This is a genomic window from Neobacillus sp. BP17 (assembly GCF_059579525.1).
Window position 1 is genome coordinate 3,751,936 of sequence record NZ_CM184198.1, and the last position, 10,565, is coordinate 3,762,500.

8 protein-coding genes, 12 tRNA genes and 2 rRNA genes (1 of these 22 running past the window's edge) are annotated in these 10,565 nt (G+C 41.1%); 1 reads left to right on the forward strand and 21 read right to left on the reverse strand.

All coding sequences use genetic code 11. From position 1 onward, the window contains the following. Positions 1–18 precede the first annotated feature (18 nt). Genes AC4QJR_RS18075 through AC4QJR_RS18095 form a run of 5 tightly spaced genes read right to left on the reverse strand, consistent with a single transcriptional unit; the run spans position 19 to position 5,045 of the window. Complete coding sequence (locus AC4QJR_RS18075; protein ID WP_496523776.1) at positions 19–1,071, reverse strand: TRAP transporter substrate-binding protein; 1,053 nt, start codon at positions 1,069–1,071, stop codon at positions 19–21. A gap of 14 nt (positions 1,072–1,085) precedes the next feature. Further along, positions 1,086–2,117 (reverse strand): C-terminal binding protein, encoded by a 1,032-nt coding sequence (locus AC4QJR_RS18080; protein ID WP_496523777.1) that lies wholly within the window; start codon positions 2,115–2,117, stop codon positions 1,086–1,088. A gap of 18 nt (positions 2,118–2,135) precedes the next feature. Beyond that, positions 2,136–3,410 (reverse strand): TRAP transporter large permease subunit, encoded by a 1,275-nt coding sequence (locus AC4QJR_RS18085; RefSeq protein ID WP_496523778.1) that lies wholly within the window; start codon positions 3,408–3,410, stop codon positions 2,136–2,138. Continuing rightward, complete coding sequence (locus tag AC4QJR_RS18090) at positions 3,407–3,961, reverse strand: TRAP transporter small permease (protein WP_496523779.1); 555 nt, start codon at positions 3,959–3,961, stop codon at positions 3,407–3,409. Before AC4QJR_RS18090 ends, AC4QJR_RS18085 begins: the two co-directional genes overlap by 4 nt. Before the next feature lie 52 nt (positions 3,962–4,013). Further along, complete coding sequence (locus AC4QJR_RS18095) at positions 4,014–5,045, reverse strand: TRAP transporter substrate-binding protein (RefSeq protein ID WP_496523780.1); 1,032 nt, start codon at positions 5,043–5,045, stop codon at positions 4,014–4,016. Positions 5,046–5,650: 605 nt separating this feature from the next. On the opposite strand from AC4QJR_RS18095, the gene AC4QJR_RS18100 reads away from it, so the two are divergent. After that, positions 5,651–6,331 (forward strand): GntR family transcriptional regulator, encoded by a 681-nt coding sequence (locus AC4QJR_RS18100; protein ID WP_098573840.1) that lies wholly within the window; start codon positions 5,651–5,653, stop codon positions 6,329–6,331. Positions 6,332–6,504: 173 nt separating this feature from the next. Here AC4QJR_RS18100 and AC4QJR_RS18105 read toward each other — a convergent pair whose 3' ends face one another. The 16 genes from AC4QJR_RS18105 to AC4QJR_RS18180 form a co-directional block, all read right to left on the reverse strand. Further along, positions 6,505–6,897, reverse strand: coding sequence for a DUF2178 domain-containing protein (locus tag AC4QJR_RS18105; protein ID WP_251463177.1), 393 nt, complete (start codon positions 6,895–6,897; stop codon positions 6,505–6,507). Further along, a complete protein-coding gene (locus AC4QJR_RS18110) occupies positions 6,890–7,102 on the reverse strand; it encodes a helix-turn-helix transcriptional regulator (RefSeq protein ID WP_251463178.1) in 213 nt (70 codons plus the stop codon). The genes AC4QJR_RS18105 and AC4QJR_RS18110 overlap by 8 nt, the downstream gene beginning before the upstream one ends. Before the next feature lie 290 nt (positions 7,103–7,392). Further along, positions 7,393–7,474, reverse strand: a tRNA-Leu gene (locus AC4QJR_RS18115). Between the two features lie 52 nt (positions 7,475–7,526). After that, positions 7,527–7,597, reverse strand: a tRNA-Trp gene (locus AC4QJR_RS18120). 3 nt (positions 7,598–7,600) lie between these two features. Beyond that, a tRNA-Tyr gene (locus AC4QJR_RS18125) sits at positions 7,601–7,685 on the reverse strand. 25 nt (positions 7,686–7,710) lie between these two features. After that, positions 7,711–7,803 (reverse strand) — tRNA-Ser (locus AC4QJR_RS18130). A gap of 25 nt (positions 7,804–7,828) precedes the next feature. Next, a tRNA-Met gene (locus AC4QJR_RS18135) sits at positions 7,829–7,905 on the reverse strand. Positions 7,906–7,927: 22 nt separating this feature from the next. Continuing rightward, a tRNA-Ala gene (locus AC4QJR_RS18140) sits at positions 7,928–8,003 on the reverse strand. A 17-nt stretch (positions 8,004–8,020) separates the two neighbouring features. Next, positions 8,021–8,097 (reverse strand) — tRNA-Pro (locus AC4QJR_RS18145). Between the two features lie 8 nt (positions 8,098–8,105). Further along, a tRNA-Arg gene (locus AC4QJR_RS18150) sits at positions 8,106–8,179 on the reverse strand. A gap of 20 nt (positions 8,180–8,199) precedes the next feature. Further along, a tRNA-Leu gene (locus AC4QJR_RS18155) sits at positions 8,200–8,288 on the reverse strand. A 7-nt stretch (positions 8,289–8,295) separates the two neighbouring features. After that, a tRNA-Gly gene (locus AC4QJR_RS18160) sits at positions 8,296–8,370 on the reverse strand. Positions 8,371–8,378: 8 nt separating this feature from the next. Next, positions 8,379–8,463 (reverse strand) — tRNA-Leu (locus tag AC4QJR_RS18165). 51 nt (positions 8,464–8,514) lie between these two features. Next, positions 8,515–8,590, reverse strand: a tRNA-Thr gene (locus tag AC4QJR_RS18170). Positions 8,591–8,615: 25 nt separating this feature from the next. After that, positions 8,616–8,732 (reverse strand): 5S ribosomal RNA (gene rrf / locus AC4QJR_RS18175). Positions 8,733–8,806: 74 nt separating this feature from the next. After that, positions 8,807–10,565 (reverse strand): 23S ribosomal RNA (locus tag AC4QJR_RS18180); it runs 1,178 nt beyond the window's last position.

A 10,565-nucleotide genomic window follows, 5' to 3' on the forward strand; every position in this document is an offset into this window, starting at 1 on the left:
CTCCCGGGATCATTTAAACTATTTTCGTACCTTATCAATTTCTGCATTTAGCTCATCAACCAAGTCTTTTCCGAACTTTTCTGCAAACTTTTCTGTTACTGGAGCAATGATTTCTTTCATTTTCGCTTTTTCTTCATCAGAAACCTCATTAACCTTCATGCCATCAGCTTTAAGATCTTCAACTGCCTTCTTATCTTCTTCGCGGCTTAATTGGCGCTGATATTTTCCAGCTTCAATAGCTGAATCCTTCAGGATTTTTTGCTCTTCTTTAGAAAGACCATCCCAGAACTTCTTGCTAACAAGGAAAACAAACGGAGTGTAAACATGCTTTGTAAGGCTTAAATAATCCTGAACTTCATTGAATTTATTTGACTTAATAGTTGCAAGCGGATTTTCCTGTCCATCAACAGTTTTGCTCTCCAAGGCTGTAAATACTTCGGAGAACGCCATTGGAGTAGGGTTCGCACCAAGATCCTTGAAAGCGGCAAGGTGGACTTCGTTTTGCATCGTTCTAACTTTCAAGCCTTTAAAATCTTCCGCTGTTTTAACGGGGTGTTTACTGTTTGTCAACTGGCGGAAGCCATTTTCCCAGTATCCCAGTCCAATAAGCCCATGCTCCGGAAGTTTATCAAGAAGCTTTTGGCCGACAGGGCCATCTAGAACCGCATCTGCCTCTTCACCATTATTAAATAGGAATGGGAAGTCAAAAATTCCATATTCCTTGATCATTCCTACAAGAGGAGAAGTGGATGGAATGGTAATTTCCTGCAGTCCTCCTTGAAGTGCTTCAGTCATTTTTTGGTCATCACCCAGAGTTGCAGCGTAGAAAGGCTTAACTTTTAATTTTCCTCCGCTCTTCTCTGATACAATTTCAGCAAATTTTTTCAATCCAAGCCCTTCTGGATGATCTTCATTTAATCCAATACCTGCTTTGATGGTTCTTTCCTGGATACTGCTTGATTTTCCTTCACCATTGGTACTGCTGCTAGTTGAGCTTGAACCACATGCACTTAACAGGAGCATACTTGGCAGGATTAGTCCCACACCGATTTTCTTAATCAAAGTTTTCATTTTTTATCCCCCTTTTATTTAACCAGTTGGCCATATCTTTCTAATGAAACGCCTTCTTCCAGTCTTGATTGCATTTTTACCTCTTTGTTTACAAGATATTTCGGATACTCGCCGTGAATAAGGACATCAACAACACCCATTGCTGCCTTCAATCGCATTTCTTTTTCTGCTTCTTCTGAATACCATGCTACATGTGGTGTAACGATAACATTTTCCATCGATAGAAAAGGGTGGTCATGGGTAATTGGTTCTTCTTCAAGAACATCCAATGCTGCACCGGAAACTTTTCCATTTTGCAATGCCTCAATAAGTGCCTGCTCGTCAATGACCGGACCTCTTGCTGTATTGACAATCAATGGGGCTTTTTTCATCCTTGCAAAAAGCTCCTTGCCTATCATACCCTTAGTACTTGGTGTAAGCGGGGCATGTACCGAAATAACATCTGATTGTTCAGCAAGATTTTCCAGAGATACCAGAGTAACACCTTTTTTCTTTGCTTCTTCGGCAGGAAAGTATGGATCCGCTGCTATAACATTAAAGCCTAGGGGTACTACTTTTTCAGCCAGTGCTTGTGGAATCTTGCCAAACCCAACCAGTCCAAGAGTTTGGCCTCTAAATCGTTGAATAGGCTTTGTCACTTTAAAATCCCAATTTCCATTTTTCACTTGGTTGTTTGCCAACACAATTTTCCTCGTCCAGGAAAGGATAAGGGCTAATGCATGATCTGAAACTTCATCCATACAATAATCGGGGACATTTGCTACACAAACCCCCTTTTTCGTAACCGCTTCCAAATCTATTGTATTTACACCCACTCCATACCTGGTAATAACCTGACATTTTTCAAGAGATTCTATTACTCTTTTACTTAAAGGTGCATATTGATTAATGATTCCGTCAGCATCTTTGCAAGCACTTATTACTTCTTCCTCAGTACGGCACTGGGCACCGACCAATTCAATTTCACTATGCCCTTCAAAAACCTGCTCTTCATAGCAAAGGTCATCATATTCCCAATCGGTAATGACTACTTTATATTTACCCATATCCACATCCCCTTTACGTTATATAAACCATTCGAGCGGAACTAGTACAAGATCAGGGAATAAAATTAGTAGAATCAAAACCACCACTTCTACTAGAAGGAAAGGCCAAATCCCTTTCATGATATCTTCCATGCTTATCTTACTAACTCCACAGACAACATTTAACACTGTACCGACAGGCGGCGTTAACAAACCAATAGCATTATTAAGGATAAATAGGACACCAAAATAAACTGGATCAATCCCAGCCTTCTCAATTAAAGGCATTAAAACAGGAGTAAGGATAAGAATCGTAGGTGTCATATCCATCGCAGTTCCAATAATAATTACTAAAAGATTAATCATCAAAAGAAGTAATAATGGATGATCCAATAACGGTTCCAAAAGAGTAATAACTTGTTCAGGGAGGTTGGCAACGGTAATTAACCAAGATGAAACCAATGCAGCAGCTACAAGAAACATAACAACACTCGTCATTTTTGCTGCTCTCACAAGAACGTGAAATAGCTCTGAGAGTTTCAGTTCACGGTACACCACCAGGCCAACGAATAGCGCATAAGCAGCAGCAACTACAGCCGCCTCAGTTGGAGTGAAGATTCCTCCTCTTAGCCCTCCAATAATGATCAAAGGCAATAACAGGGCCCAAAAACCATTTCTAATTGAAATCAAAATTTCTTTCATAGATTTTCGAGGCTGTACTTTCACTTGATCTTTATGGGCTACAATCGCCCAGGTAATGCAAAGCCCTACCCCAAGCAGGACTCCTGGTACGATTCCTGCCATAAAAAGTTTTGTAATCGACACCCCGCTGGATACTCCAAAAATAATAAATCCAATACTCGGAGGAATTATTGGTGCAATGATTCCACCTGAAGCAATCAACCCGCTTGATCGGTTAACATCGTAACCGCTTTTTACCATCATCGGAATTAATATGGCACCTAGCGCAGCAGTATCTGCTACAGCCGACCCAGATAAGCTGGCAAACAATACACTTGCAATGATAGCAACGTAACCAAGGCCGCCTCTGATATGCCCCACCATAGACATCGCCATTTTAACGATTCTTTGGGAAAGCCCGCCAGCGTTCATTAATTCCCCAGCAAGCATAAAAAAGGGAATAGCCATCAAAGGAAAGTTGTCTGCTCCACTTATTAAGTTTTGGGCAATAATCTGACTATCAAATATCCCAAGAAAGTACATTAATGCAACGCCACTCAATAAAAGTGCAAAAGCAATTGGCATCCCAAGAGCCATCGTCCCAAGCAGAGAACCTAAAAACACACCAATCATGCTTGTTTTCCCTCCTTTATCAAGTCTTTTTCGTGGAAATCAATCATTTCTTCAGAATCATTAATTAGCACTAATTCTTCATCCGTCAGTTTATTAGTTAAGAGTTTAATAAGATTATTGATTAATATTAACCCCATTGAAATACTGACTAAAATCCCTGTCCCGTAAACAGTAGCCAGCGGAAGACCTGTTGCAGGAGCTTTGCTATGTAAATTGATCAAGGTCATTTTCCAGCTTCCATCAAGGACCAAATAAAGAACATATAGCATTAATAAATCACTGATAACCAGTGCTACCTTTTTCAATCCGGTTGGCAAACGTTTTACAAGCATATCAACTCCAAGATGCTCTTTATCCTTAAAAGCACCTATCGCCCCTAAAAAGGTTAGCCAGACAAATAAATAGCGGGATATTTCCTCTGACCATGTTATGCCTGAATTAAAGAAGTAACGTAAGACAACATTTCCAAAAACAAGAATGACCATTAAGGAAAGAGCAAACGCCATAAAAATGTTCAACATCGTTTCCAAGTATTTTGATAACTTTTCCATCTTCCTCCCGCCTTTCTCTATAAAGAAGAGCTTTAAGAAAGGGTGTGCCTTTCTATTGCTCATCCTTAATGCGTTTTACCAAATCTTCTGCCCAGTCATTTTCCTTATAGATATCTTTATATAAAGGCTCGGCAGCCTTCTCCATTTCTTTTACAAATTTATCAGATGGAGTATTAAACTTTATATTGTTTTCTTCAAGGAATTTTTTATCATCTTCATAGCTTTTTTCCATTAGTTCAAATTCATAATCTGCATATTCCTTGGAAGCATCTTCGATAATTTTTTGCTGTTCTTTTGTTAAGCTGTTATAAAACTTGCTGTTAATAATGAAAATATTAGGGCTAAACATATGTTTTGACTCTAAAACATCCGACTGCACTTCATACCATCCAGAAGCCCTCAAAGTTGCAATTGGGTTATCCTGGCCATCAACAACCTTTTGTTCAAGCGCTGTAAATACTTCTGATATAGGAAGCGGACTGACATTTGCGCCAAGAAGTTTTCCGAGAGTAATATAGTTAGGGATGTTTGGCATTCTTAATCGTAGTCCATCAAAATCATCCTGACTCTTAATTGGCTTGTTTGAAGAAAACATACGGAAACCATTTGCACTCCAGGCGAGCGGTTTCACACCATGTTGTTTTTCAAGATCTGCTGTTAGTTCTTTACCAATTTCTCCATTTAGAACTTTTTTGACATGCTCATAATCTTTAAAGAGGAATGGCCATTCTGGAACACCCATTTTTGGGATGTCAGCTTGCATAATTAAGCCCGGAATGCCCATTTCAATTGTCCCGTTACGAACACCATCATAAAATTCCTTTTCCGCTCCAAGCGTACTATTTGGGTATATTTGAACCTTTAGGCTTCCTTTTGATTCTTCTTCAACAATCTTTTTGAACTTTTCTCTTAAAGCAACGTTTTGCGGATGGTTTTCAGCAAAATAATTTGCCACTTTTATTGTTTTAGCCGGTCCGGCTGAAGCTTCATTGGAAGACGATTTTTCTGTTGCTCCCCCGCAAGCCGAAAGAAGTAAAGAAGCACTAAGAATTACACCAGTCGCTACTGAAAATAACTTTTTCATTTAATCGCTCATCCCCCAATTAAAATGGTTTTTGTTTTTTGAAAGCGGTATCATTTATATTTAAAAAAATTTATCACCACCTTTAGTTTTATATTATAAAACTTAGTTTTCATAATAGGACTAAAAACAAGAGACAAAATTAGTCTCGGCGTTTTATATTATAAAACTAGATATAACTATTTAAAACTCTAACATCATCTTAATCTTTAACTTTCCGAATTGTCAATATTTTAATTTTCTTTATTTTTAGAAATTTTATAAAACAATTGTAAAGCGCCATACAATTCCTATAAAAAGGAAAATATTTCCTTAGATTATACCCCCAATTTTAAAAGTATAAACAAATTTTCTAACCCGAATATAATTTAAAAATTGTAAATGAATAGTTTGTGACATGTAACATTTCACATTTCATATTTCACAAGGTAATGTTAGAATAAAATAAATAATCAGTCAATTCTTTTTTATTGTCTTTTTTGTAATTTACTTTCACACAAGAAATTGACTACAAGTATATAATTCCCCTATAATTTATTAATAGTGTGACATGTTACATGTTAGGTATTGCAAATTACCTATGAATTTTGGGAGGTTAATTTACTATAATGATTGATACTTCTGCTCTTGCAACACAAGTATATAAAGAACTTCGAAATGAAATTATTTGCGGGATTTTTTCACCTGGAGAAAAATTGGATATCATTGAATTAGCAAATAAATATGGAGTAAGTCGATCACCTGTAAAAGAAGCGGTAAATCAATTGGTACATGATGGGTTAGTCGAAATATTTCCAAGAAAAGGAACATACATCACCCAATTACGTTTCAAAGATTGTATGGAGGCTCTCGATGCTCGATTTATGGTTGAAACATGGGCGGCAGCACAAGCTATTGAGCATTTATCAGATGAACAGATAGAAGATATGAAACAAATAATTGAAAAAATGGATTCACTATTGAGAGTACAGCCCTTTTCTTATGAGTCTTACAGTAAACTAGATAAGGAGTTCCATCAATTATTGGTGCAATATGCTAGGAATCATAAGGTTCAAAACATTTATGACAGTATTAACCCTATAATTTCACTAGCACGAGTTGGGTACAGTGAAGTTTTTGAAAATAGCTTAAAAAGACACAAAGATCATCATAATATGTTTGAAGCATTAAAAAATCGTGACCTCTCCTCCTTAATTGAAGCATTGCAACAACATAAGCGTTCCTTAGAAGAGGACATAAGGTTACATTGGAATGAACAATTATTTGGACCTATTGAAGAATCAAATTAGAAGCTGCAAAGTTTGTTTTCTATGGTGACCGACAAAACCGAAGAAAGCTCAGAAACATTGATATATCAACATTTCTGAACTTTCTTTTCATAAAATGAACTTGAACTCAAAAAGTTCTATTGTGCTATTTAAATAATGTTATTCGTTTGTTAATTAGATAGGTACTAGTATACTTACCTGTATTTCTTTGAATATATAAATTCTGTAATCGGAACTGTAACAAAAGTAATACCCACCACTATAACCAGTGGATAATTATCAATTTCATTGAAACTGCCTGTCCCTTCAGAAATAAACAATATTAAACCAGATAAAATCATGAGAACATAATAACCTATTTTGGCACTTTGGGTTTCAATATGCCTGTCTAATTCATCTTTCTCGCCACCACCTTCATGATGGCCCCAATTAAGCAAATTAAAAAAATAGCTTAACGCTAGAAAACTAAAGAAAATACCAGCTGCATCTATAGTTCCATAACTAACCCATTTGTATAAGGTAAATCCTACAATGGATAGAAAAACAATAAAGACTAAAATAACGATAATACTTTTGGTTTTATTCATTCCTTTTTCCCCCAATCTCAGAGATAAATAAATCTTCCATGGCGACTCCCAATGTCCTTGCGATATCAAATGCTAACTGCAAACTTGGGTCATATTTATTGTTCTCGATAGCGTTAATCGTTTGCCTGCTTACATTGCATAATTCTGCTAACTTCCCTTGAGAAAGACTGCTTTTTTCTCTGTACTCCTTAATTCTATTTTCCATTCACTATGCCACCTTTAGATTTTATAAGGTGTAAAAGGTTTTTTACATCTTGATTATAAAATATGATAAATGGGGTGTCAAAGATATTTTACACTTTAAAATGCCTTATCGATATTTACCCCCACCAGTGAACACGATTTGAAATAATTTTGTCATGAAGGAAACAGCAAAGAATAACTTAAAGACAAACAAAAAACGCCTACTTACATTACTGTAAATAGACGTTCAAAACGTTGATATAACTCAATTCTACTGCTAATTGACGATAAGAAAAAGTAATAAAATAAAGATACCGGTGATCGGGGTCGAACCGATACTCCTCACGGAACACGATTTTGAGTCGTGCGCGTCTGCCAATTCCGCCACACCGGCATAATTAAAGAATCCATAGATAAAACTATGATATTTTGTGAGTAATATTTAACAGGGGCAGTAGGAATCGAACCCACACTGAAGGTTTTGGAGACCTTAGTTCTACCTTTAAACTATGCCCCTAAATGGTGGAGGGGGACGGATTCGAACCGCCGAACCCGGAGGGAGCGGATTTACAGTCCGCCGCGTTTAGCCACTTCGCTACCCCTCCACATATAAAAAACAAATGATAAAACTGGAGGAGGAAGAGGGATTCGAACCCCCGCGCGGTGTTACCCGCCTGTCGGTTTTCAAGACCGATCCCTTCAGCCAAACTTGGGTATTCCTCCATTATAATAATTAAAAAATCTTAATTGGTAGCGGCGGAGGGGATCGAACCCCCGACCTTACGGGTATGAACCGTACGCTCTAGCCAGCTGAGCTACACCGCCATAATATTGTCTTTAAAGTAATTGGTGGAGTCTAGGGGGATCGAACCCCTGACCTCCTGCGTGCAAAGCAGGCGCTCTCCCAGCTGAGCTAAGACCCCAAAAGTTATAAGAAGAATGGTCGGGAAGACAGGATTCGAACCTGCGACCCCTTGGTCCCAAACCAAGTGCTCTACCAAGCTGAGCTACTTCCCGATAAAAAATGCGCCCTGAGAGATTCGAACTCCCGACCTTTTGATTCGTAGTCAAACACTCTATCCAGCTGAGCTAAGGGCGCAAATGAATTTAATTATTTTGTGGTGCCGAGGACCGGAATCGAACCGGTACGGTAGTCACCTACCGCAGGATTTTAAGTCCTGTGCGTCTGCCAGTTCCGCCACCCCGGCAATATCATGGAGCGGAAGACGGGATTCGAACCCGCGACCCCCACCTTGGCAAGGTGGTGTTCTACCACTGAACTACTTCCGCAAAAAACTTGGTGCGGGTGAAGGGAGTCGAACCCCCACGCCTTGCGGCGCCAGATCCTAAGTCTGGTGCGTCTGCCAATTCCGCCACACCCGCATATTATATTAAGTATGCTTCCGCTGATGTAATTCCAATAATTAAGAAGCATGGTGCCGGCGAGAGGACTTGAACCCCCAACCTACTGATTACAAGTCAGTTGCTCTACCAATTGAGCTACCCCGGCATATAGGTTTAAAATTTAAGAAACCGCCTGGCAACGTCCTACTCTCACAGGGACGCGTGTCCCAACTACCATCGGCGCTGAGAAGCTTAACTTCCGTGTTCGGTATGGGAACGGGTGTGACCTTCTCGCCATTGCTGCCAGACTATAAAATTTGAGGCTTCATTCCCTCAAAACTAGATAATGCAGAAGAAGTTTGTAAACTTGAGTTCACCTTAAATGGTTAAGTCCTCGAACGATTAGTATCAGTCAGCTCCACATGTTACCACGCTTCCACCTCTGACCTATCAACCTGATCATCTTTCAGGGTTCTTACTAGCTTGCGCTATGGGAAATCTCATCTTGAGGGGGGCTTCATGCTTAGATGCTTTCAGCACTTATCCCGTCCGCACATAGCTACCCAGCGATGCTCTTGGCAGAACAACTGGTACACCAGCGGTGCGTCCATCCCGGTCCTCTCGTACTAAGGACAGCTCCTCTCAAATTTCCTGCGCCCACGACGGATAGGGACCGAACTGTCTCACGACGTTCTGAACCCAGCTCGCGTACCGCTTTAATGGGCGAACAGCCCAACCCTTGGGACCGACTACAGCCCCAGGATGCGATGAGCCGACATCGAGGTGCCAAACCTCCCCGTCGATGTGGACTCTTGGGGGAGATAAGCCTGTTATCCCCGGGGTAGCTTTTATCCGTTGAGCGATGGCCCTTCCATGCGGAACCACCGGATCACTAAGCCCGACTTTCGTCCCTGCTCGACTTGTAGGTCTCGCAGTCAAGCTCCCTTGTGCCTTTACACTCTGCGAATGATTTCCAACCATTCTGAGGGAACCTTTGGGCGCCTCCGTTACTTTTTAGGAGGCGACCGCCCCAGTCAAACTGCCCACCTGACACTGTCTCCCACCCCGATGAGGGGTGCGGGTTAGAATTTCAATACAGCCAGGGTAGTATCCCACCGACGCCTCCACCGAAGCTAGCGCTCCGGTTTCTCAGGCTCCTACCTATCCTGTACAAGCTGTACCAAAATTCAATATCAGGCTACAGTAAAGCTCCACGGGGTCTTTCCGTCCTGTCGCGGGTAACCTGCATCTTCACAGGTACTATAATTTCACCGAGTCTCTCGTTGAGACAGTGCCCAGATCGTTACGCCTTTCGTGCGGGTCGGAACTTACCCGACAAGGAATTTCGCTACCTTAGGACCGTTATAGTTACGGCCGCCGTTTACTGGGGCTTCGATTCAGAGCTTCGCTTGCGCTAACCCCTCCTCTTAACCTTCCAGCACCGGGCAGGCGTCAGCCCCTATACTTCGCCTTGCGGCTTCGCAGAGACCTGTGTTTTTGCTAAACAGTCGCCTGGGCCTATTCACTGCGGCTCTTCGAGGCTATTCACCTCAAAAAGCACCCCTTCTCCCGAAGTTACGGGGTCATTTTGCCGAGTTCCTTAACGAGAGTTCTCTCGCTCACCTTAGGATTCTCTCCTCGCCTACCTGTGTCGGTTTGCGGTACGGGCACCTTTTATCTCGCTAGAGGCTTTTCTTGGCAGTGTGGAATCAGGAACTTCGGTACTAAATTTCCCTCGCTATCACAGCTCAGCCTTATGTGAGAGGCGGATTTGCCTACCTCTCAGCCTAACTGCTTAGACGCGCATATCCAACAGCGCGCTTACCCTATCCTCCTGCGTCCCCCCATTGCTCAAACGATAAAGAGGTGGTACAGGAATATCAACCTGTTATCCATCGCCTACGCCTTTCGGCCTCGGCTTAGGTCCCGACTAACCCTGAGCGGACGAGCCTTCCTCAGGAAACCTTAGGCATTCGGTGGATGAGATTCTCACTCATCTTTCGCTACTCATACCGGCATTCTCACTTCTAAGCGCTCCACCAGTCCTTACGGTCTAGCTTCAACGCCCTTAGAACGCTCTCCTACCACTGACATCAGAGATGTCAATCCACAGCTTCGGTGATACGTTTAGCCCCGGTACA